The organism is Legionella sp. 39-23 (assembly GCF_001897665.1).
Taxonomy (GTDB): Bacteria; Pseudomonadota; Gammaproteobacteria; order Legionellales; family Legionellaceae; genus Legionella; species Legionella steelei.
In genome coordinates this window covers 1-21,543 of record NZ_MKTO01000029.1, presented here as the reverse complement: position 1 = coordinate 21,543, position 21,543 = coordinate 1, and the positions used below count along the sequence as shown (strand labels likewise).

The following is a 21,543-nucleotide window of genomic DNA, read 5'->3' as shown; positions in this document are numbered from 1 at the left end:
ACCTTAGGCTGGGTTGCTAAGCCCAGCATGTAACAATGAGCTGGAGCACCATGAGTAAGATACGTGTTAATTGGGCTTCATAATGGAATTTTGGAGAGTACGAATGAACTCTGCGGATGCTGGGCTTAACAGCCCAGCCTACCCCTGTCATTTTGTCAACGAATTACCTAACATCTTTTGGGATGACAGGGTAGTATGTAAACATCGGATCACATTGGCCAGGATAGTATCAGTCAACAGCCCCTCAGCCAGGCATAAACTTTTGCACTAAATAATCTTGGTGCAAGCGGTTCGCAATGCCCACCCGTTCCCTCTGTCTCATTAAAAAGAATATAGTGCTTTTTGCATTGCAGCTGATCATATAGTTTTTTTGCCTGGCCTAATGTGATGTATTCTAAAGTATTATCACAAACCAACATAGGGCATTGAATCTGTTCGACTAAGCCATGCAATGTATAGTCACGCGTTTTAGCGAGCATTTCCTCAATTGTTTTAGCCCCAAATCGCCATTTTCGGCTTGCTAACATAAACCGTAAATGTTCATCCGTTTGCATTAGTTGTGTTATCGCTTGCTCTAAAGGAACATCTTTTAAATCAGGAGCCTTCGTTTTAAACGAATTAAATTTGGCTTCTAAATTGCCACTTGCATCAAATATCCCAGGATCAACAATACAGGCCGCAATTCGTTTTTCTTGGGTTACCGCCCGCGCAGCAAGATATCCACCAAAGCTGCGTCCAATTAAGAAAATCTTCTGGGGATCAATTTCTGGACGCTCGATAATAAAATCAACAACGTGTTTGATCACTCGCTCCCAATCTGGGATAAAGGGTATTTTATTTAAACGCAGCAAACTGCCTTGACCAGGACCTTCAAAATTCAGACAATGAAAACCACGACTTAACGCTTCTGCTGCCGTATTAAAATAAGATTCCTCCTTCGTGCCATCACCACCGCCAGTATCGATTAAAATGGGTTTAGGCGCCTGCGGAAAAGAATTATTCAGATAAAGATAACCAGGTAAGGTGGTGTTCTCGAAGGGAATTTCTACCTTTTCCACTGGTGTTTCAAAAAATTCAAGCGCCTGATGAAAAGCACGAATACTGTATTGCAATGCCTGTTCAATCCGAGGGTCAGAAGGCTCATCTTCCAAGAAAAAGAAAGCAGTTCGATAATACGTAGAGGCACGCAGAAAGGCCAACTTTGCATCGGCGTGTAATCCTTGAGCACGATAAGTTTCAGCCATGCTGTAATTGCTATCAGCAAAAGCAGCCCAATGCGTATACCAGCTTTCTTTATTGCCAGGTTCTATTTGATTCGCTATTGCAAGACATTCACCAATTTCGGCTCCTTGATAGGTGGCACACCCTAAACTTCTGATTAACTGCGCATTGAAAAGTGCCGGTTTGATTAGATCGAGCATTGATACATGTCCTTATTCTTTATCAAGTTCTATTAGCGTCTCGCGTTGTGGCTTGGCAGGATAACAACCAATTTAATGTATTATAAATTTATTTACAATCAATTGGTTGATGACTTTAATAATGTCTCTTGAGGTTCGAGAGAACGTTCGGCTTTAACGAGAGACTGTTTTGCAGACCCGTTCAAAAAACTTAAGGGCAGAATTGAGGCTTGTGGGCGATTCAAACGCCATTGGCCTAAGGAGCCGTCATCTCTTTTAAGAGTAGCCCCTGAACTTACAGTAGATTGCTTCATTTGCACTTTCTGTAGTTTGATCTTAGATGCAAATTCTTGTTCATCTCTCAGTATGCTTTCTTGTTCTTCTGCTCTAAGAGGCTCAACTTTAGGCGAATAAAAAGGAGCAAGTAATCTAAGCTTTATAACCAGCAAGAATGCTTTGCCAGGAGTGAGATCCTCATATCCATGCGCGAGCGGGGCTTTAGCAGTTGCCTCATATTGCGAAAATGTCATTCATAAGGAATCAGCGTGGGCCCGCTTGACTTAGGTGCCTATCATCTGCGTCTTTACACTCTCTAAGCTCTTTAAAAAACGCACTTCCCCGGCGTCTATCTGTATCGATTAACCTGATTTTTTCATCTGGTCTTTCTCCTTGCACCACCAGATAATGCGGTTTTGTTTTCATCGCCTCATCGTGACTTTTGCTTACACGATAAGTGACTTGTCCCATACTTGGAGCTAAAGAACCTAATGTAGATAATGCATTGATCTCTTCGCAGCTTAAACTATATTGGATTTCCCAATGATATAGTTTTTTATAATACTCGTCTCCTGTTCGGGAATGTTTTGCATAAAACCATACATCAAATGCCTCTTTGATTTCCATGGATGTAAGAGCAACCCGATGAGATTCTGATTTTCGTGGCGCTGAAAACATTGGTGAGTCCTTTAATACCAGCGTCGCTTTCTTATCACCTGCAATACTTCGGCTTGCCACATCATAATAAGGATCCTCTTCTGATTGGCCACCATCTCTGATTGGGCCTAAGGAGGCATTGTGATTTTTACAGTATTTATAAGTCGTGTTCCTCTCTATATCATAATATAAAGCTTCACGCTTACTGAAAATTAAATTTTGGATCAAGCCATACTCATAATCCTCTTGAGGCATCAGGGCTTGCACAACATGACAGCGAATTTCTATAGATGGATAACTGGGGGTAAATGGGCTTACGACACCGATATCACGTGCAATTGAAAAATCAATCGATGGTACGTCTTCTGCGAGCACCTTGAACTTTACTTTAGGATTCCCATCTTCGCTAAAACCAAGCTCTACTTTTACTGGATTGATAATATCCTCTAGCTCCTGCTTTACCTGCATTTCCAATACCTCTACTCATGAGAAAAAAAAACTACACCGACTGTTTTTTACCATTAGTGTTTATTTTTTTGTTATATATACTGCACTTATGGCCTGGAGTCATTAGCTCATGCCAATCTTATTTGACTTTTTAAGGTGATTTCCTGGTATTAATTAAAATATGCTCATTTGGAGAACAAGGATGTCAAATCAATTACAAGTATTTGTACGAGGCATGGATGGCAATTTGTGGCTAGAACATGCTCCTTTTAACTCAGTTCCACCAAGTCGGATTCAAATCGCTGAGTTTGTGGAGACTGCTTAGGGCAAGCCCTCTTCTCCTGCCGGGGAAGAGGCCTACCCTTTCTGCGCTCGCAGGATTAAGCCGTACCAATACTCAACTCAATCAAACATCGTATAAACAATCCAAGGCTCGCGGTTTGCAATGTTATCATAAAGCGCTTGCGCCACTCGATTATTGGGGCCGGTGAGCCAATACACTCTACTCCAATGCCTTAGTTTACCTAAGTGTTTTAACTCATCCATGAGCTTTTTGGCCACTCCCCCTCTTCGACACTCGGGTTTTACGTATAAATCATGCACATAACATTCTGGTTCTATGGCCCAGGTACTTAGGTGGGTAATAAACGTTAGAAACCCAACAGCTACGTTTTGAGGATCGCAGGCAATAAGACAACCTGAATTTTTATTATCTGAGAGCAAGGTACGCAAGGTATTATCCACTACATCTGCCGGCAGCGATATTTGATAAAACGCCATATATTCCTGCCACATCGTTAACCAGTTTTCCTTGTCGTCAGGATGTAACCACCTTACCGTATAGTTCTTCATAAAGCAGTTCCTAGTTTCAATTTATAAGTTAAATTACTTTTTGCTAAAGCGGGAGTAATGGATACCCTACGAAGCCTGGTTAGAGTAAAAGGTAATTGAGCCTTATAACACTCTAGGGGCTAAATCTTCGCCTTCTACGAGCACAGGCTGTGTAAATGCTTTTTCAGCAAACCAAGCTGCATATACATTGATATCTGGGGTTAAGAATGCTTTAAAGTCCCATCCCAATTCATTGTGATTAAATGGCCCTAATTCAATATGCTTATCTTTAGCAAGTCCTCTGATCATCCATTCAACAATTGCTGAGTTGCCTCGACCTACAGGCTGTAATTGCGCAAGACCATACGCGAGTTTTCCTGCATTAGCTAAAAAATCCTTAATATCATGATCGGACTCCCAATCACAGCACGCCTGAAAATAAGGCTCGATCAAATCAAATTGTACCTGGAAATAGCTCGAACTATCACGATAATCTTGATTAAAAGGAGTAGGACGATGATCCACTACAAGGGATGTTCTGCTGTCATCTTTCCCATAATCGTCAAAAGTAATAGTAAGAATAATATCATCTTCAACAAATGGGGATGGTGACTCTGCATTTTTTTGATGTAAGCGCTCACGTTCCTCAGCTGTTAACTTGACCGTAATCGTATATTTTGTACCATCCTGTGCTTGATGTTGTTGCCGGTTAATCTCAATGTGTTCCTCATTTTTCTGAGTTAAAACGATTAGATGCTCATAGATCAAATTCTTTTGCGTGGGTAGATCTCGGGACAAATTAAACTCATCAGTCGATACAAAACCTGCTTTATTAATTAATCCAAATTGATGTCGCAACGGACCTTGTTTTAACATTTTGGCTATTTCGCGCCGCTTATCAGCCAACCAAGCATATGTGCACCCCACTCGAGATTGCAACATATCTGGGGGACAATGAATATCTTTATGAACTACTGGTGGTACTTGCGGAAAAGCAGATATTCTCGGTCCTAAATCTTGAATCACGTTTTTGCTAAATTCCAGCCATTGACTCTGTTTTGCTGCATCAAAATCCTTTAAGCGATCTTTAGAAGAGGCTGTATTATTTTCAGGAGCAGAAAATAAGGTATTACGATGCACTCCTAATGCTTCTCTTTTTTCATCGGCCATAATTACCTCCAGTTGCGCATTATTTTTAATTATAGATGTGAATAATAAATCCTTGCTGAACGGCTGGAACAGAGCATCAAATGGCTATTTGAAAATTTTACATCTCACTTCTATATTTAATACTTAGCCCTTCTTTTTTACACCATAAATGCTGGAACAGCTTTAATAAATTCATTGTGTTTTTGTAGCGAACTTAAAAATAAGAAAAATGGAGCTTGCTTATGGATACGACTGAACACACGGAACTGGGTGATGCATTACGTTTTTTAGATTGGGAGGTTTTAAAAAATAATCCCTATGTCACTATTGATGAGAAAGGGGGCTTGCATTTACAGCTGCAAGGATTTAACGAACTTGGCCTGCCTGAGTCGATTGGATTAAATCTTTCCGCCGGCAACATTGTTGCCATGTCTGGGGACTATTTTGGCGGCCAAGAAGTCTGTTTAAATTTGCCAAGCTTAGCTGAGTTTAATGCAAAACCAAAAAAATTTGATAGTACAGGCGCATGCGGAACCTTAGGGACTTATTTAATCAAAAAGCCGGTTACTGAACCCGAGGAACAAAAATTAATTAGCTCTTATAAACGACTAGCAAATAAAGACGTACAGCAAAGCGATATCAAGACTATTTATACAATAAATGATGCCAATTACATCCCCTTTTCAAGTACGCTCAATTTTTATGTGCAGCAACTTATGTTTGCCCTGAGGGTAAAAAACTATAGTGAAATTTTAAATAGAAACTTGTCACATTTCACTCCTTGGTCAGTCCGTGTATACACCATTGGACATCATATAGCGCTTAGATACGCACGCATTCATTATGAGCTAACCCAACTCATGGCGCACGCAGATTATCAATCGAAAAATAGCGAATTCAATGAGTTACTCAATACACTGAAACAAACTCCAGGTGGTTTAAATCGGGATAACCTGCAGGATATGGCCCATCGCTATCAAGCTTTGGCTTTGGGAATGGAGTTTTTTTGCTTTCACTACTATACCGATCACTTCGCTGCAGGCCATATTTCATTTATGGGAGACTTGCGTGACATACTGCCACAGCGCTTTGGGGTTTGGGGTAGTATTTTAGTCAATAATTTGCATGATGAATTAAACCGAATAACTGTCTACACCAAACGCGTTTATGACCCAACTCCCGATAACAGCGAACCTCCAGTTCAAGCAGGCGGTGATGGTGATTTTGATGCGTCGAATAATGATTTTAACAAACAAGCCTGTTTGAATGGTATGACCGAGTCATTGCAGGATTTGCATCAGGTATTTAAAGGAAGTGCTCTTCCTGAGCAAGCAGAATATGGAGGGCTGGAGCAAATGCCCGATATTGATCATCAATATCGCCAACCGCAACCCTTGCTGCTGTTAGGTGATGATCGAAAAATTTATTATCGTACGGATCTAAATAGCATTGGTACATTATCTCCATCGCAATTACAGGCAACCTATGCTGCACCGTTAAAACATGGGTATACTGAACTCAGTAATTCATTCGAAGCATTCTTTTTAGTGCTTAAACTGCGCGTGCTTCCTTTTACCTACTCAAGCCAAATGCAACCACTTACTGCCGAGCAACTTAAATTATTGGCAGCGGAAGAAAACCAACTTAATCCAGGGAGAAAACCGATACCCCAACCACCAACGGTGCTTGGACAAAAGCCGGTCGCAACTCCTGCTTGGCAGCAACCTGCAAGCGCTCATGTTGTGATGAAAGGCCTAGTCAAGAATGGGTTATTGGCTACTTCTAGTAAAAAAGAGCATCCTTTGCAACAAGAACTTACTTTAGATACAGAAGCGACATTAAGTGCCTCGCTGTAAATGAAGGTTGCGGATACTTTTAGTTTCCATACTGAAAAATTGTAACCCGGAGCAGCACAGCTGAACCCGGGTTATAAGAGCATGATTTGTTATCCAAAACCCGGGTTCCACTACGCTGCACCCAGGCTACACCTGAAGATCCGCATTACAGCAGTGCAGAGGAATTCGTACCATCCATTTGGTGCAGATGATGCAGATTATCGGCAGACTTTGTTCTTCTGAGATGACTAAAATGAGAGTATGTTTGTAGCGCAGATGCGTGCTCTCCCCTTTGAGTGTGTTGGTTCAACTCTCCACGTAAACGAGATACTTGTTGCTCCAATTCAGGCACTCGTGATGCAGTCTGTTCCAACTCGTCAGCGCGAGAAGCTCTTTTTTCTAAGGTCTCCATTTGCGATACTTTTTGCCTTAACGTCTGTATTTCCAATTGCGCTGCCTCTTCTTTCTCTAAGCTTCTAACGCCAGATTCAAGTTCATCAATTAATGTTTTTAGTTTCTCGGTTTCTTTATCTACAACATCCGATTTGCATAATTTATCAATCTTTTCTTTATCCAGCCCTCGCCAACGGCTAATTAGATTTTCAATTCCTGGACGTTCAACAAACCAGTAAACACTCAAGGCAGCTATACCAACTGCAATACTCGCGACCACAATAGGCCATGCTGTTGCAGCCATTGAAGCAACAAATAAACCTGCAATAGCCAGCGCCACAGTTTGCCCAGCAAAAAAACCACCACTGAAAAAGATAATGCCCGCAACCCCTGCAGTGATGTACTTTCCAGCTTTTAAGTATGGGTTGTCCAAAGCAGCATTCAATTCATCTCGAGCTTCTTTTAAATCCAGATGTCGCTGATACAGCATTTTTGCAAGTTCAAGATCAGCCTGCAGTTCATCTTTGGACTTCCCAGAAACGCGGCTAATACGCGCACGAATCGCTTTTATTTCTTTGAATTGCTCAAGTAAAATATCAAGCAACTGCGGCGTTTCTGAAGATTTAATACCTAGGTTTTTGGAAATTTCAACCAAGTCAAAGCTATAAAATACAATCATGGACAGGATTGAAAAGAGCGTTCCCCCCAAGAAAATAGCAATCGTAGGAATCGATGAAAAAATTCCCATGAATGCAGTAACACCATCAAATCCCTCGCAACCAAAATAAATTGTTCCTGCAAGTGCTAATAGTCCGTATTTGACTGCTGCAGAAACCCCCGCTTTTTTGGTTTCATCTTCTTTCTTCCCAGGATTTAATGACTTATTCAGATCCTTTAATAACGAGTTTTGTAATGAGGCGATTAAAAAAAAGTCTGCATCACTAGTCTTAGTTTTGGAGGTTAGTGCAAACCAGGCGAGCAAAGTCTTTCGTTCAATATCTGTTGTAACGCTCTGCAACAAGGCAGCAAGATCAGGTCTGCTTCCACATATTTTTTTAATTAGCTCTTGGCTGGTAGTACTCAGTGCTATTGTCATTTATTAGTCTCCCCCCTAGAATTTGCCGGCTTATTTGCAAGGGAATATCTAAACATGATACTGAGTATTTATTAAACAAATATTAAGTTGTAAAAAGTCCTTTGTAAAAAAATGCTTTTGTTTTGTTAAATAAGAGTAAATCAATAAGGTCTGATAGGTGAAATAACCTTTTCCTCCGCAGCTTGGATGCAGCAACGCGGCGCTTTGCTCATCCCAATGTAACGTGGGGTAAGGATGGGTTATGCTATCATAAGTAAGAAAGGGAGTTTTCTATGATAATTTTATATTCCTATCCTGAGCTTTTTGGTCTTCCAGATAACAATCCTTTTGGCTTAAAAGTAGATACTTTTCTTCGCTTAGCCCACATAGATTATCAACATGAGCATATTATTGATACGCAGAACGCACCTCGAGGACAGCTACCTTATTTGCATGATGCAGGGCAAATCATTACAGACAGTAATAACATGTTGCAATATCTGTCACAAAAATATGTGGATTTGGATCACGATCTAACAAAAGAACAAAAAAACATTCATTTTTTAGTGACTCGCATGTTAGATAATCATTTGTATTGGGTTATGTCCTATTCGCGCTGGCAAGATGATCAATTTTGGCCTTTATTCAAAGCAGAGTTCCTAAAACAATTTTCTGAATTATCAGACGCTTCACTTGAAAATGTAAGAAAATACAATATTGAAAAATATCATTATCAAGGTATTGGTAGGTATCCCTTCAAGGATATATATCAATCAGGTATTGATGATTTACAAACCATTCAACATATTGTAGGCGATAATGATTTTATATTCGGCAATACACCACATACTTTGGATGCGTGTTGTTATGGTTTTTTAGCTAACATTTTTTATTTTAATATCGACACACCACTAAAAGAATTTATGATGAACACAACTCTAAAGGATTATACCAAACGAATCAGAACATTATTGGGCTATTGAGGCAAGAGTATTTAACTATTTGTCCAAATGAGCTCGAGGGCTTGCAACTCCTTATCGGTTAAAAGCTCATATTTGTTCATTGCATTGGTGGTAAGGTTTGGATAATGCTCAAGACATTTTTTAATCAGCTTTAATAAATCACTTTCATTGATGGGCTTAGTGATAAAATCAATCGCTCCAGCTTTTATCGCTCTAACAGCCATAGGAATGTCGCCATAAGCCGTAATAATAATTACTTTAAGCATGCTGTTTTGCCGCTTTAATTTGTCGAATAGCTCAAGCCCATCCATATCAGGCATCCGAACATCGGTAATCAAACACCCCTCATGCAGCGGATTATATTGTTCCAAAAAAATTTTTGCACTTAAATAGGTTTGCACTTCAAAGCTCATAGACTCAAAAAGCCATTTTAAAGCACGCAATACGTTCTCATCATCATCAACAACATAAATAGTCTTATTCATTGTTAGATCCCGAAGTTTGCATAGGCAGTCTAAAAGAACACACCGTCCCTTCGCCTACGGTATTTTTTTCTATTTTGAAACATCCGCCATGGCCCTCAATAATTTTTCTACAAATACTCAATCCCAAACCCAAGCCATATTCCTTAGTGCTGTAACACGAAGCCAGTAGATTATCGAGCACATTTTGCGTAATTCCTGGTCCATTATCGGTGATAGTCACCAACACCCCAGAATCGATATTTTTTATATTAATCAATAAGGTAGGATTATTTGTTTGTGCATCAACCAAGGCTTCAAATGCATTATTAATCAGGTTTAAAAATACCTGCCCCATTTGATTTCTATCTAAAGAAACTTCTGTCAAATGCTCATCAATCTCATATTGAACAGTTCCAGAAAAATTAGAATAAAATTTTGATAAGACAACTGATTGTTTTGCTAATAAAGCCAAATCAACTCGCTCAAAATGCAATTCGCCATGGGTAACAAAACGTCTCATTCGCTTAATAATCGTATTGATTAACTCAACTTGTTCTAACGCTTTTTGCAGTACATCTATAAATTCATTAACGTCATTACCTTCTTGTTTCAAACGTAAAATACTCCCAAGAAGATAGGAGTTTAGTGCCAATATAGGTTGAGAGATCTCATGCGATAAGGTGGATGCAGACTCCCCTGAAAAATAACATCTTGAGATGCGATCAAGTGTTGACTGTTGTAACCGAATTAATTCCTGGTTCTTTTTTTGTTCCGTAATAAAATGCCAAGTCCCTACCATTTTAATCGCATTATTTTCTGCATCGCGAATACAACGACCATGCGCTGACACCCATTCATAATGTCCCTGAGTCGATTGAATACGAAAATCCGCTCTATAATCCTCAAAATAAGAAAGAGAATCGATTAACTTATTAGCAACTTCTTCACGATGTTCTGGGTGAAGCCGCGTTATAAAATGATCAATATGTCCTACTTCACTGTTTGGGGTTAGAATGGATAAAGACTCAGAATAACCAAAGTCAATGACTTCATTTGTACTCAGATCCCACTGCCAAATATTTAGTTTCCCAACGTCGAGTAATTCCATTAAATATTCACGAGAGATTCGGCAGGTGCGTGTATTTGCGAATAGATCCTCAAAGCATTTCTTTTTTAAATCGATAGGCATCTCGGAGTTTATCATTTATGTATCCTCTGATTGAGTCATCCATTCTATGATTTATACAGTTTGTCGCATAAAGAACCGTTTTTGCGCTCTGAAGATGATAGCACAGTATTGTCACATAATTTGAGTTAATATATACCATAATGTTTTTTTATATAAACTCTAATTTGGCATATATAAAAAGACGACTTGGATTTTTTTATTCCAAGTCGTCTTTGAAGTGTCCAAAGCCTGACTCAGTCAGCTAAGTCATAAGGAATATAAATGGGGTTCCAGATGTTGGCAGCAAGTTCACTCTCAAACTCAGCCTCATTGACCCCAGCAAGGCCTTCAGAAATCGCCTGTTTCCCCACCGCTTTTGCTACCTCAAGACTAATGGCACGAAGATCGGCAATAGGTGGTAAAAGGTTTGCCGACTTATCTTTCCTCGCAGGGGAACATCCCGCAAGTGCAAGCGCCGAAGCTTTAATCATCCCATCTGAAACTCGTTTTGCTTTCGCTGAGATAATACCTAAAGCTAATCCTGGAAAGATGTATGAATTATTCGTCTGATCAATATGAAACTCTTTTCCATTGTATTTAACTGGATCAAAAGGACTTCCTGTGCCAATCAAAGCACGTCCCTCAGTCCAAGTCAGAAGATCTTGAGGCACTGCTTCACTATGAGACGTTGGGTTAGATAAAGGGAAAATAACTGGCCTATCTGTGTATTGAGCCATGGTGCGCACCACTGCTTCAGTAAATGCACCCTGTTGTGCCGAAACCCCGATAAGTGCAGTAGGCTTCACATGACGCACAACATCCAGCAAGCCAATTTCCTCACGATTGGCAACCTGCCACCCAGCTACTTCAGAACGCTTACGAGCAAAAGCAGCTTGATCCTCAGTCAATCCCTTGCTACCTTCCACAAGCAATCCATATCGGTCCACCGCATAGATACGATCACTAGCCTCTTGCTCACTTAATCCTGCATCCATAAGAGCGCCGCGCATTAATTGAGCAATTCCATGACCAGTTCCTCCGAAACCAAGGAAAACAATTTTTTGCTCGGCCAGAGGAATTCCAGTCACATTAATAGCGGAAAGCAACGTACCGGTCGCCATAGCAGCGGTTCCCTGGATGTCATCATTAAACGTGCAGAGTTGATCGCGATAACGGGTCAACAACCGTGCAGCGTTCATTCCCGCAAAATCTTCCCATTGCAGAAGAACATTTGGCCACCGACGTTTTACTGCGGATACAAATGACTCAACGAACTCGTCATACTCAGCACCACGAATACGCTTATGACGCCAGCCAATATAAAGAGGATCAGCTAATCGCTCTTCATTATCAGTACCTACGTCCAGTAAAATAGGTAAACAATATTGAGGGGGAATGCCAGCTAAAGCAGTGTAAAGCGCCATTTTTCCGATAGGAATTCCCATCCCTCCAGCACCTTGATCACCAAGACCAAGAATGCGTTCACCATCACTGACGACAATACATTTAATCAAATCATAGCGTGGATGAGAAAAAATTTGATCAATCATGTTCTTGTTGGGATAACTAAGGAATAGACCACGCGGCTTGCGGAATACCTCACTGAATTTTTGGCATCCTTCGCCAACTACAGGGGTATAAACGATAGGGAGCATTTCCTCGATATTGTTAATAATCAACGAGTAAAAAAGAGTTTCATTATTATCTTGAAGATCACGCAAGAAACTATATTTGTCTAACGATGTTGGGAATGCTGTCAATCTATCATGACGGCGTTTTTGCTGTTCTTCTAAGGTACTCACCTGCGGTGGTAATAAACCGTGAAGTGCAAACATATCTCGTTCACTATTAGTAAACGCGGTCCCTTTGTTTAATCTGGAGTTGTTGAGCAGATTATATCCTGTCAATTTTGTTTTGATGACACCATCTTTGAGATACTGAGCTTCGTGATCCGACTTTTTCATTTCAAGGTCCTTTTTGATAATATTAAGTGTTTTATAAGATTTTCACCGCAATGCAGGACCTGTTTACATTTTGGCTCAAGCTAGCGAAATGTAAACAGGACCCTTTAGTCTGGTAAAGGAATAAATTCTTTCTCATCACCTGGTATTTTGCCAAATTTTCCTTCCTTCCAATCTAATTTCGCTTGCTCAATTCGTTCCCGCGAACTGGACACAAAATTCCACCACAGGTACCGCCGCTCCTCTAAAGCAGCTCCCCCCAGGATAATCATATGCACCGCCGAATCCGCCATCACTTTCAGTTCAGCCCCGGGCTTAAGAACTAACATTCGCGTGGCATCATAGCTCACATTATCAATGGTTATCTTGCCGCTTAAAAGATGAATCGCGCGTTCTTCCAGGGTAGATGGAATAATCAATTCAGCCTGTGCTTGTAACTTACATTCAACAAAAAGTGCATCGTTTTGCGTAATAACTGAAGATCTAAGTCCCATCCATTCCCCAACAATTACCCAAAAACTTATATTATTATCATTATCCATAGGAATTGCACTTTTATCATAATGATTAAATGAAGGGTTTGTTTCCTCTTTATTAAGAGGTAGTGCAAGCCAGCACTGGATGCCAAAAAAATGTTGCGGATAAAAGCGATCGGGTTGTGGTGTACGTTCTGAATGAGCAATGCCTCGTCCAGCAGTCATTAAGTTCACTTCACCTGGAACAATAATTTGATGACTCCCAAGTGTATCTCGGTGTTCCAGTCGACCAGAGAATAAATAAGTCATCGTTGATAAACCAATATGAGGGTGTGGACGAACATCAATTCCCTTACCCGTAAGCAGTTCACTAGGTCCGGCTTGATCCCAGAAGACAAAAGGCCCCACGGTTCTCTTTTCCTTAGATGGTAATACACGTCCCACTTGAAACCCTCCGAGATCTACCGTTCTCGGAATTAACTCCACACTGATGTGCTTGGGACAATCTTCGGTCTCACATATTGGGTCCTTTACATCAAAATAACTCATTCTTAGTACTCTCCCTGATCCACAATATCGTGCTGAAGCATTGAATAAGCATAGCCTAATTAAGCGTTTCTGTCGTTCGAAACAGTAGCAAAGAAAAGGGTTTTGTATATAAAATTTTATAACCCTAATGATGCTGGATACACGTTTGCTTAAATTTCGCGACAAACTCATCAAGCATATTGTGCTTTAATTTCGTTTTACCTTCAGTAGCATAAGAAGTGAATAATTGGTTCAAGCATGGTTGGAGCGTACCTTGTTCAGGCATTTCCTGGATCTCTTTAACCTTATCTAAATCAACATAACTCAGTTGCAACTGCGCATTGCCACCCAGTTCATAATATGCTTTTGCAACACAGCAAATAGCACAAGCCGCTAAATCATCATAGGCTTTAACGTCTGGCGCAGCTTTCTTAGATAGTGCAATAAGATCGTAGGCAGTAAGATTCTGACTAAAACTTAAATGATCATTTACGGCAGAGACATCTTGCACGCCACCATTGCAGCGATCACCATCTACTAGAGTTTCTATTTCTAAAATATCCGTACTTTTTCTCTTTACTCGCAGAATGGCCGTGAAATCTCCGGTGCCGCCACCACTATTAATGGTGTAAAGCCAATACACGTTTTTCCCGGCATTAAAAAATTTATAATAACTGTATCCTTCTGCAGGGCCCGGATATTCTGGATCTTGCCAGTTATATCCTATATATCCCTTTTCGATGAGACTGGCATTGTGCCCTTTCACTGCGTATTTGGCTTTTGCTAATCCACATTGCTTCAGATCAATTTCTTTTCCTTCTACATTAAAAAAACACAGCGCATCGATGGGTTTATCATGAAACATTAAAGCAGCAGGAACAGCCGCACTAATTTTTGCAGCCAATAAATAGGCAAGCAAAATAAACCAACATACTCTAATCTTCATTTTAAACCCCTTCCCCTAAACCTGATTGTGCAAAAGCTGAAATTTTTATTCAACAGAATAAACCATGCCTGTTTGTGCTCCCTCGACACTTTTACTATACGCCAGTGCAACTCGACTTGCTGGCACCGATTCAAAACCACGAAAAAAAGGTGCGTATCGATTCATTGACTCTGAAAGGACAGTAGGGCTTACCGCATTAATACGCAGATGATGAGGCATTTCAATCGCCGCACTTTTTACAAAAGAATTGATCGCACCGTTGACCATGGCTGCAGAAGTGCCCATCGGGATTGGATCATGACTTAAAATACCGCTGGTTAAAGTAAATGACCCCCCTTTATTGATGTATTTAAGTCCCTCTAACACGAGCCTAACCTGCCCCATTAATTTACTATTCAGACCTATAGTATATTGTTCCTCAGTAAATTGGCTTAGCGCTTCAAAATATACCTCGCCAGTTACAGCAACCACTGCATCGAATGAACCAAGTGCTTTATAAAGTAATGCAATTGAATTAGTGTCTCTAATATCAACTTGATAATCACCATTCGTATGCCCTACGGTAACTACCGTGTGACGTTGTGCTAATTCGTCACAAACCGCATTGCCTATTGTCCCAGTTCCACCGATTACTATAACTTTCATGTGTATTTCCTTTTAGAGGTCAATCAACTTTATTAGTCTTTTCTACTGTTCTTATTCTAATCCATACAGTTGTTCTAAAATGTCATCGATGCCTTTGCGGGCAGCTAAAATTACTGAAGAGGTTTTGCAGTTCATTTGATTTGCATCCCCTAATACTCTGTAAGAACGATGCAGGTTGGTGCGGGCATTAAACCAGTATTCTTTTAAAATGAACGCACCAGTTTGTTCTACCAAGCGTGCAGATTCATGCATCAAAGAAGAACAACTGTTTGTTTGTTCCGCACTTAACTCTTCAATTTTTTGTGATAATTCATGGCATTGATTCGCAAGATAAGCTCTTTCCTCATCAGGCATACTGTATGCTGAAAGAGAACATAATAAAAATGAAACACTGATAAGAAGTTTTGTAAACATTTGATCATCCTTTATAAATTTAAGTCCAAAATTTTCACACAGAATTTTTACATGCTCTTTTTAACTTTTCAATCCTGATTATCATGAATCCACGCTACATGGATAATAGGAGACAAATCGACTAATAAAAATAATTGTCGTATAATAAAAGCCCAAATCTTATTCGATTAAATATCCCTTATGTTCGATTTTATTTATCACGCTACACAAGAAGCGACTAGCCCACAAGATTTAGCATCCCGGTTAAAAGACCGGCACATTGATGCCAGAAAAATCAATCAGCTGTTAATCACCGCAGCAGCTTGTCTCGCATTAGAGGAGCAACACGAGAAAGTAAAATGGTTATGGGAGCTAGGAGCAAGTGCTGATGAAATTGCACGTGCCTATGCTATGAAAGCAAATCATCGTAAGGTTATGGAGTATCAGCTTCCTCCTTGTAACGCCAGTGTCGATCGAATTGCTGAAGGTTATGCTTTTGCTGGCAATACGCTGAAAGTCGGAGAGTATCGAACAAAATACAAAGCCAGTGTTCATGCAATTGCTAGAGGTTATGCTTTAGCTGGAAATGGTCCTAAAGTTGCAGAATATCAAAGGATATATAAAGCAAGTGTGCATGAAATTGCTAGAGGCTACGCTCTCGCTGGCAATGCTCCTAAGGTTGAAGAATATCGCAAGACATATAAAGCAAGCGTACATGCCATTGCACACAGCTATGCTCTCGCTGGAAATGATGACAAAGTTGAAAAATATCGGACAACACATAAAGCAAACATTGATGAGATTGCTAAAGGCTATGCTCTTGCCGGAAATGATCGCAAAGTTGAAGCATATCGAACCAAACATAAAGCAAGCGTTGATGCGATTGCTGAAGGTTATGCCACCGCTGGCAATCATATCAAAGTAGAAGAGTATCGAACCAAACATAAAGCAAGCGTGCATGCAATTGCTAAAGGCTATGCTCTGGCTGGAAATGATGGCAAAGTTGAAGAATATCGAACGATACATAAAGCACGTGCTAGTGACATTGTTAAAGGCTACGCTTTAGCTCGAAATCATACAAAAGTTGAAGAATATCGGACCACATATAATGCAAGCGTGCATTCAATCGCTAAATATTATGCTTTAGCTGGAGACGATGAGAAAGTCGAAATATATCGTTTTCGACTTAACGCCAATAAGGATGTGATTGCCCAAAGTTATGCAATCATGGGAAATCACGACAAAGTAGATGAGTACTACATGACTCATCATGCAAGTGCTAGTGCTATTGCTCAAGGATATGCGATCTCTGGAAATGATGACAAAGTTGAAGAATATCGGATGCTGTATCAGGTAAATCCAGTGGCGATTGTTCATGGCTATGCGTTAGCTGGAAATCATGAAAAAGTCGAAGAATATCGGACAACATATAATATATCTGCTAATGATATTGCCCAAGGCTACGCTTTTGCTGGAAATCATGACAAAGTTGAAGAATATCGCACAAAACATAAGGCCAGAGTTAAATCGATTATTGAAGGATATGCTTTAGCTCAAAATCAGGAAAAACTTAGAGAGTATGACATCAATAAGCTCCTTTCAGGCTATCTTGAAGACAGAAAAAAAGTGGTTGACTCCTCAGGCAAGACTAAAGAGTATTTCCATCGCTTTTTTACCTGCTTGCAAAAAAGTTTTAAACAAAAAAACGATGCAGTTGTCGCAGTACAAAACGCTTTAAAGCCAAAAGAGCAAAGAGATCCTAGCCTAAAAGAGATTAATTTAATCGAACATTTATCTACTTTGATAGATGGTAGATTAGGCAATGAACTAAACGCATTGATTAAGTCTGGAAAAGCCGATGAGCTTGTGGATCAAAAGGTCCGGACAATAACTGAATTTGTGTATGCACTTCAAGCTAAGGCAGCTCCTGCTTTACAAATCTGAATATGATCAGAGGCTCATTAATATACTTGTAGCCTGGGTGCAACGAAGTGAAACCCGGGTTTCGGACCTTCACCCAGGCTACACTTAAATTGACGCATTGCATAAACGCTTACTTTTTTTCTTTGATTCTTTATTTCAGTTATTGATTGCATGATAATAAAAACCTGCAAAAAAATGTCGGTCATTTTTTTGCAGATACCGCTAAGAATAATCAATAAAAAAAGGACCATTATGTATCGATCTATCCATAAATTATTATCTTGCATGCTGATTTTAACGAGTTCTGTGGTTTTTTCTACACCAGTCGAAATCAGCCTTGATCCCAATAAACCGGTTATTTTAACCAATACAAATAATCAAGTGCTTTCTCTATTATGTGAAGTACATGTGGTTGCAAGCACACAAAACTATGTTTCCGTTCGCATAATTAGTGGAAAAGGAATGTTCAATGGTACGTCGCTAAAACAAGGTGATTCGTTAGTCTCCGCTTTAACCAACGTGCAGCAAATCCCTATATCCGCAGACCCTGGAACCAAGGCCCAAGTCACAAATTTAGGCACCCAACCTGTAAGTGCAAAATGCAACTAAAGTATTAGGCCAATAGACTTTAATTTTTTCAAAATATTATGGATAACCTTAAAGACATTAGCTATTCTCAATGAGGAAGGGGTAAAATTACAATCAAAGCAAAGGAGCAACAAATCATGAATTTTTTCTGTAAGGGAGTCGCAATTTCTGTTCTTGCCATGATGTTTTCTTTACCGACTTATGCAGATGCCGCAGGTGGAGGAGGGGACTTTCAAACTAATTGTACTAATTCCTGGATGAAAAAAGCCGATGATGCAAAAGATAAAGTAGATTTTAAAAATTTTGGAGAAAAATACTGTGGTTGTGCTGCAAAACTACCTTTAGACAATGACGCTGCCGTTCAAAAAGCAATCCATATCTGTATGTCAAGAACCCTGTTGCATGATGCAATGGATTCATTGGAAGATGAAGTGGGTTTAAGTAAAGCAAAGGACAGTGATATAGCTGATTATTGCCAAAACAGATGGGATCTTATCTATCCAAAACAATCCGATGAAGATAAAAAATTAATTACTGCATATTGTGAATGTGCTAAGCCTAAATTAACCGATCTGCTCAAACGCTCTAATGATATGACCGACAAACAATATGATGCAGAGATCGATACTGTTGCAGATGCGTGCTCTGCTGATGCTGTTGCCTCCAAACCATCTTCAAATTAACTACTAGTTCATCTCCCTAGAGGAGAGAAAATATCCTCCCCCCTGCCCCCCTCTCCAAAATGGGAGAGGGGATTTCTTCTCCTCCCCAAGGAAAATGCGTTCTCTCATACTCTTCCCAAAAGCAGGAGTGAGGACTTCTTACTTCTGACCATCATATTCAAATTCAAAGAACATCCCATCGTCTCAAGAGAAATGTGCCCTACCCCTAGTCCTCTCCCACAAAATAGAAAGGGAATTTTCTCTCAATTGAAGTTAAGAGCATATCCCTTATCCCTGTCAGAGAGAAGGTGTCCATCAGAGCGGATAAGGGTTACTCATCTTGGCGTTCCTCAATCAAGTAGGATCCGAGATATTGATAGAAACTCCTTCTAGGAACAAAAGAGGTTTTTTTATCGTATTCGCTAATTTCCTTCCCCAACAGATTTGGCATGGAATAAATCTCTTGATGCAGGCAATCTTTTCTTTGGTGATATTAATCATGCAGGTTCGAAAAACGATATGATATTCCAAACCAGCACCAATTTTTTGCGCTATAGCATCACAATTAGGTTCAATAATTTGTGTTGCTAATGCTTCAGAAGCAAGTAGGGATGCTTCTGGTGTTAAGTTGCTATAAAGTCTTTTAAATTCACCGTCGTAAAAAACCATTTCCTTCTCTAAACAATAAGCATAACGATCCCGAGTCAGAGTAAATTGACATTTACCGCTATACCTCAAAACAGTCGCATGCGCTTGCGCCGAAATTAAAAAAAGACAGAATAAAAAAACACTATGCGCTGTTTTTTTCATCATACCCTCACCTGTTTCAATAGTTCGGCATTTGTGCCTATTTCGAGTTAATGGAAAACCACTTAATCCACTATAAATGCTAATCACGCATAAATTCAACTAACCCCTGTGTTATGATTACAAGCTGATAAAAAAGTATGTACCAATATGAAACACACAAAGTATGGTTATAAAATACAACAAATCACGGAAGGTCCAGGATACACCTGGTTATGCTTACCCGGAGGCCCTGGTTTGGGCTCTGAATATCTCAGCAATTTTTGCAGTTCCTTGCAGTTACCGGGAACGATTTTTCTTTTAGATTTTCCGCAAGATGGTACTAACTCACAAGGCACACTGGATATACAACATTGGCAAGATGGTTTAATTGATTTATTAAAATCCTTCCCTCAACCAGTATTAGTGACACACAGTTTTTCAGGAATGTTTGCTTTAAATTTACCTGAATTAGAACATCATCTTGCAGGCCTGGTGTTAATGAATACCACCACTGAAAACAGTTTTTTTCAGCATGTCAGCGCGATGCAGCAGCAACATCATTTACCTGATTTAGTTCCTGCTGCCAGTGAATATCATTTGGCACCTTCAGATCTAACCTATAAAGAATTTTGGAATACTTATAAATACTACTGTTTTACTGCTGACGAATTGGCGGAGGGAGAAAAAATCATGCCTCTTTTTGCCTTTAATAATACAGCTTATCATTATGCCATTGAACATTTTTACCCGGATTTCTACTGTAAATGGTTTCCAGAGACAATACCAACAATGACCATTGCCAGTGAAAATGACTTTATTTGCCCACCCCAAATTTTTAGGAACAATAAAAAGTTCCAAGGAAAAAATAGTACCCATAAAATAATTACTAAAGCTGGTCATTGCCCTTGGTTAATGTTTTTTGATGCGGTTCAGCATTGCTTTGATGATTTTGTCGTGCAACTGAATTCTGCAACAACCAATACAGAAACCTACTTATTAGGAGAGTGAAATGTATCCAATGACAACCCTAGCTGCTTCCTTGTTAGCCCTCGCCTACATATATCTCTCAGTCCAAGTCGTGACGCTACGTCATAAATATAAAGTTGGCATGGGAAGTAAAGAATTTGCTGATTTAGAAATGGCAGTCAGAGCTCACGGCAATTTTGGAGAATATGTTCCTCTTACGCTCATCTTACTTCTTTGTGCTGAAGTAAATAGTGCAAACTGGATTGTGCTTTGCACTTTGATTTTTTTCTTTATCTTAGGACGCATCTTCCATGCTTATGCATTTCTTACAGCAAAACATCACCTAAAATTTCGCACTCGCGGCATGATTTTGACTTTTAGCGTCATGGCCTGCCTCTCCCTTTTAAATTTAGCACTTCTCTTTCTCAACAGATAAGGGGCACACATTGTGTATCCTTTGGTCTTTATAGAAAATTGCAGCTGTTGACAATTCGTTAGCATGAAAATTGATATTTGTGCTGGAATCCATTATTTTGCTTACTATGAAAAATCACCTGATCTGAGTAAGGATGACCAGACGTTTTATCAGTAAGAATATTGATATTTATAAATATCCTAATGTACTGGAAAACAATTTAGGGGCGATTACGCTTGGCGATTTGCATGGCAATCCCATTAAACTGATTCACATTCTCTTCCGTCATCAAATCATTCAATTTAACCATGAAGTGACGAATGTTGAGGAAGCCTATCAACAATTTGTAACTCTGTATGAACAATTTGGTGAAATTCTTGAGGAGTATTTTGAGAACCACACCCTGCTACAATTTGCACAAATCAAAATAGATAATGCAAAAGAACGCATCGCAAATTTAGAACAACAATTATTAGCTGCGGTAAATGCAGAAACACAAACGCAACAAAACTTATCCCAATTACGGTAATCTAGGTCTGGTAATCTGGAACAAAATTCAGGAAAAATAAGAGCTATTCCGAATTGGTTTATTAA

23 protein-coding genes are annotated in these 21,543 nt (G+C 39.7%); 9 read left to right on the top strand and 14 right to left on the bottom strand.

Annotated elements, in window-relative coordinates:
- Positions 1-233: 233 nt before the first annotated feature.
- The 3 genes from BGO44_RS10895 to BGO44_RS10885 form a co-directional block, all read right to left on the bottom strand.
- Entirely contained in the window at positions 234-1,421 is a 1,188-nt protein-coding gene (locus BGO44_RS10895) for an alpha/beta hydrolase family protein (RefSeq protein ID WP_058509252.1), read from the bottom strand.
- A 98-nt stretch (positions 1,422-1,519) separates the two neighbouring features.
- A complete protein-coding gene (locus tag BGO44_RS10890; protein ID WP_058509251.1) occupies positions 1,520-1,930 on the bottom strand; it encodes a hypothetical protein in 411 nt (136 codons plus the stop codon).
- A 10-nt stretch (positions 1,931-1,940) separates the two neighbouring features.
- Complete coding sequence (locus BGO44_RS10885) at positions 1,941-2,801, bottom strand: hypothetical protein (protein WP_058509250.1); 861 nt, start codon at positions 2,799-2,801, stop codon at positions 1,941-1,943.
- 181 nt (positions 2,802-2,982) lie between these two features.
- Here BGO44_RS10885 and BGO44_RS10880 point away from each other — a divergent pair, with 181 nt between their 5' ends.
- Complete coding sequence (locus BGO44_RS10880; protein WP_272947109.1) at positions 2,983-3,105, top strand: hypothetical protein; 123 nt, start codon at positions 2,983-2,985, stop codon at positions 3,103-3,105.
- Between the two features lie 77 nt (positions 3,106-3,182).
- Here the strand turns inward: BGO44_RS10880 and BGO44_RS10875 are convergent, their stop codons facing one another.
- Positions 3,183-3,632 (bottom strand): GNAT family N-acetyltransferase, encoded by a 450-nt coding sequence (locus tag BGO44_RS10875; protein ID WP_273200330.1) that lies wholly within the window; start codon positions 3,630-3,632, stop codon positions 3,183-3,185.
- Positions 3,633-3,734: 102 nt separating this feature from the next.
- Entirely contained in the window at positions 3,735-4,781 is a 1,047-nt protein-coding gene (locus tag BGO44_RS10870; protein WP_058509248.1) for a hypothetical protein, read from the bottom strand.
- Between the two features lie 221 nt (positions 4,782-5,002).
- Between BGO44_RS10870 and BGO44_RS10865 the strand changes: the two genes are divergently transcribed.
- A complete protein-coding gene (locus tag BGO44_RS10865; RefSeq protein WP_058509247.1) occupies positions 5,003-6,616 on the top strand; it encodes a hypothetical protein in 1,614 nt (537 codons plus the stop codon).
- A 145-nt stretch (positions 6,617-6,761) separates the two neighbouring features.
- Here BGO44_RS10865 and BGO44_RS10860 read toward each other — a convergent pair whose 3' ends face one another.
- Positions 6,762-8,084, bottom strand: coding sequence for a hypothetical protein (locus BGO44_RS10860; protein ID WP_058509246.1), 1,323 nt, complete (start codon positions 8,082-8,084; stop codon positions 6,762-6,764).
- A 272-nt stretch (positions 8,085-8,356) separates the two neighbouring features.
- On the opposite strand from BGO44_RS10860, the gene BGO44_RS10855 reads away from it, so the two are divergent.
- Positions 8,357-9,046, top strand: coding sequence for a glutathione S-transferase family protein (locus BGO44_RS10855; RefSeq protein ID WP_058509245.1), 690 nt, complete (start codon positions 8,357-8,359; stop codon positions 9,044-9,046).
- A gap of 11 nt (positions 9,047-9,057) precedes the next feature.
- On the opposite strand, the gene BGO44_RS10850 is transcribed toward BGO44_RS10855, so the two are convergent.
- From BGO44_RS10850 to BGO44_RS10820, 7 genes are all read right to left on the bottom strand, one after another.
- Entirely contained in the window at positions 9,058-9,510 is a 453-nt protein-coding gene (locus BGO44_RS10850; RefSeq protein WP_058509244.1) for a response regulator transcription factor, read from the bottom strand.
- Positions 9,503-10,693, bottom strand: a complete 1,191-nt coding sequence (locus tag BGO44_RS10845; RefSeq protein ID WP_058509243.1) for a sensor histidine kinase — start codon at positions 10,691-10,693, stop codon at positions 9,503-9,505. Before BGO44_RS10845 ends, BGO44_RS10850 begins: the two co-directional genes overlap by 8 nt.
- 218 nt (positions 10,694-10,911) lie before the next feature.
- Positions 10,912-12,621, bottom strand: a complete 1,710-nt coding sequence (locus BGO44_RS10840; protein ID WP_273200337.1) for an NAD-dependent malic enzyme — start codon at positions 12,619-12,621, stop codon at positions 10,912-10,914.
- Between the two features lie 104 nt (positions 12,622-12,725).
- On the bottom strand, positions 12,726-13,643 hold the full coding sequence (locus BGO44_RS10835) for a pirin family protein (RefSeq protein WP_058509241.1): 918 nt from the start codon (positions 13,641-13,643) through the stop codon (positions 12,726-12,728).
- Between the two features lie 124 nt (positions 13,644-13,767).
- Positions 13,768-14,568, bottom strand: coding sequence for a hypothetical protein (locus tag BGO44_RS10830; protein WP_058509240.1), 801 nt, complete (start codon positions 14,566-14,568; stop codon positions 13,768-13,770).
- A 45-nt stretch (positions 14,569-14,613) separates the two neighbouring features.
- Positions 14,614-15,213, bottom strand: coding sequence for a short chain dehydrogenase (locus BGO44_RS10825; RefSeq protein ID WP_058509239.1), 600 nt, complete (start codon positions 15,211-15,213; stop codon positions 14,614-14,616).
- Between the two features lie 51 nt (positions 15,214-15,264).
- Positions 15,265-15,627, bottom strand: a complete 363-nt coding sequence (locus BGO44_RS10820; protein ID WP_058509238.1) for a hypothetical protein — start codon at positions 15,625-15,627, stop codon at positions 15,265-15,267.
- 180 nt (positions 15,628-15,807) lie between these two features.
- On the opposite strand from BGO44_RS10820, the gene BGO44_RS10815 reads away from it, so the two are divergent.
- The 3 genes from BGO44_RS10815 (at position 15,808) to BGO44_RS10805 (ending at position 18,800) form a co-directional block, all read left to right on the top strand.
- Complete coding sequence (locus BGO44_RS10815) at positions 15,808-17,550, top strand: hypothetical protein (protein ID WP_273200339.1); 1,743 nt, start codon at positions 15,808-15,810, stop codon at positions 17,548-17,550.
- A 231-nt stretch (positions 17,551-17,781) separates the two neighbouring features.
- Positions 17,782-18,138, top strand: coding sequence for a hypothetical protein (locus tag BGO44_RS10810; RefSeq protein WP_058509235.1), 357 nt, complete (start codon positions 17,782-17,784; stop codon positions 18,136-18,138).
- Positions 18,139-18,254: 116 nt separating this feature from the next.
- On the top strand, positions 18,255-18,800 hold the full coding sequence (locus BGO44_RS10805) for a hypothetical protein (RefSeq protein WP_058509234.1): 546 nt from the start codon (positions 18,255-18,257) through the stop codon (positions 18,798-18,800).
- Positions 18,801-19,133: 333 nt separating this feature from the next.
- Here the strand turns inward: BGO44_RS10805 and BGO44_RS10800 are convergent, their stop codons facing one another.
- Positions 19,134-19,592: a lysozyme inhibitor LprI family protein gene (locus BGO44_RS10800; RefSeq protein ID WP_058509233.1), complete on the bottom strand. Its 459-nt coding sequence runs from the start codon at positions 19,590-19,592 to the stop codon at positions 19,134-19,136.
- A 144-nt stretch (positions 19,593-19,736) separates the two neighbouring features.
- On the opposite strand from BGO44_RS10800, the gene BGO44_RS10795 reads away from it, so the two are divergent.
- From BGO44_RS10795 to BGO44_RS10785, 3 genes are all read left to right on the top strand, one after another.
- Positions 19,737-20,576, top strand: coding sequence for an alpha/beta fold hydrolase (locus tag BGO44_RS10795; protein WP_273200344.1), 840 nt, complete (start codon positions 19,737-19,739; stop codon positions 20,574-20,576).
- 1 nt (position 20,577) lies between these two features.
- Positions 20,578-20,970 (top strand): MAPEG family protein, encoded by a 393-nt coding sequence (locus BGO44_RS10790; protein ID WP_273200346.1) that lies wholly within the window; start codon positions 20,578-20,580, stop codon positions 20,968-20,970.
- 133 nt (positions 20,971-21,103) lie between these two features.
- On the top strand, positions 21,104-21,478 hold the full coding sequence (locus tag BGO44_RS10785; RefSeq protein WP_273200349.1) for a hypothetical protein: 375 nt from the start codon (positions 21,104-21,106) through the stop codon (positions 21,476-21,478).
- Positions 21,479-21,543 lie beyond the last annotated feature (65 nt).

Bases quoted from the DNA above. Each gene is read 5' to 3' on its own strand.
- BGO44_RS10895 (WP_058509252.1), bottom strand. From the start codon at position 1,421: ATGCTCGATCTAATCAAACCGGCACTTTTCAATGCGCAGTTAATCAGA.
- BGO44_RS10890 (WP_058509251.1), bottom strand. From the start codon at position 1,930: ATGACATTTTCGCAATATGAGGCAACTGCTAAAGCCCCGCTCGCGCAT.
- BGO44_RS10885 (WP_058509250.1), bottom strand. From the start codon at position 2,801: ATGCAGGTAAAGCAGGAGCTAGAGGATATTATCAATCCAGTAAAAGTA.
- BGO44_RS10880 (WP_272947109.1), top strand. From the start codon at position 2,983: ATGTCAAATCAATTACAAGTATTTGTACGAGGCATGGATGGCAATTTG.
- BGO44_RS10875 (WP_273200330.1), bottom strand. From the start codon at position 3,632: ATGAAGAACTATACGGTAAGGTGGTTACATCCTGACGACAAGGAAAAC.
- BGO44_RS10870 (WP_058509248.1), bottom strand. From the start codon at position 4,781: ATGGCCGATGAAAAAAGAGAAGCATTAGGAGTGCATCGTAATACCTTA.
- BGO44_RS10865 (WP_058509247.1), top strand. From the start codon at position 5,003: ATGGATACGACTGAACACACGGAACTGGGTGATGCATTACGTTTTTTA.
- BGO44_RS10860 (WP_058509246.1), bottom strand. From the start codon at position 8,084: ATGACAATAGCACTGAGTACTACCAGCCAAGAGCTAATTAAAAAAATA.
- BGO44_RS10855 (WP_058509245.1), top strand. From the start codon at position 8,357: ATGATAATTTTATATTCCTATCCTGAGCTTTTTGGTCTTCCAGATAAC.
- BGO44_RS10850 (WP_058509244.1), bottom strand. From the start codon at position 9,510: ATGAATAAGACTATTTATGTTGTTGATGATGATGAGAACGTATTGCGT.
- BGO44_RS10845 (WP_058509243.1), bottom strand. From the start codon at position 10,693: ATGATAAACTCCGAGATGCCTATCGATTTAAAAAAGAAATGCTTTGAG.
- BGO44_RS10840 (WP_273200337.1), bottom strand. From the start codon at position 12,621: ATGAAAAAGTCGGATCACGAAGCTCAGTATCTCAAAGATGGTGTCATC.
- BGO44_RS10835 (WP_058509241.1), bottom strand. From the start codon at position 13,643: ATGAGTTATTTTGATGTAAAGGACCCAATATGTGAGACCGAAGATTGT.
- BGO44_RS10830 (WP_058509240.1), bottom strand. From the start codon at position 14,568: ATGAAGATTAGAGTATGTTGGTTTATTTTGCTTGCCTATTTATTGGCT.
- BGO44_RS10825 (WP_058509239.1), bottom strand. From the start codon at position 15,213: ATGAAAGTTATAGTAATCGGTGGAACTGGGACAATAGGCAATGCGGTT.
- BGO44_RS10820 (WP_058509238.1), bottom strand. From the start codon at position 15,627: ATGTTTACAAAACTTCTTATCAGTGTTTCATTTTTATTATGTTCTCTT.
- BGO44_RS10815 (WP_273200339.1), top strand. From the start codon at position 15,808: ATGTTCGATTTTATTTATCACGCTACACAAGAAGCGACTAGCCCACAA.
- BGO44_RS10810 (WP_058509235.1), top strand. From the start codon at position 17,782: ATGTATCGATCTATCCATAAATTATTATCTTGCATGCTGATTTTAACG.
- BGO44_RS10805 (WP_058509234.1), top strand. From the start codon at position 18,255: ATGAATTTTTTCTGTAAGGGAGTCGCAATTTCTGTTCTTGCCATGATG.
- BGO44_RS10800 (WP_058509233.1), bottom strand. From the start codon at position 19,592: ATGATGAAAAAAACAGCGCATAGTGTTTTTTTATTCTGTCTTTTTTTA.
- BGO44_RS10795 (WP_273200344.1), top strand. From the start codon at position 19,737: ATGAAACACACAAAGTATGGTTATAAAATACAACAAATCACGGAAGGT.
- BGO44_RS10790 (WP_273200346.1), top strand. From the start codon at position 20,578: ATGTATCCAATGACAACCCTAGCTGCTTCCTTGTTAGCCCTCGCCTAC.
- BGO44_RS10785 (WP_273200349.1), top strand. From the start codon at position 21,104: ATGACCAGACGTTTTATCAGTAAGAATATTGATATTTATAAATATCCT.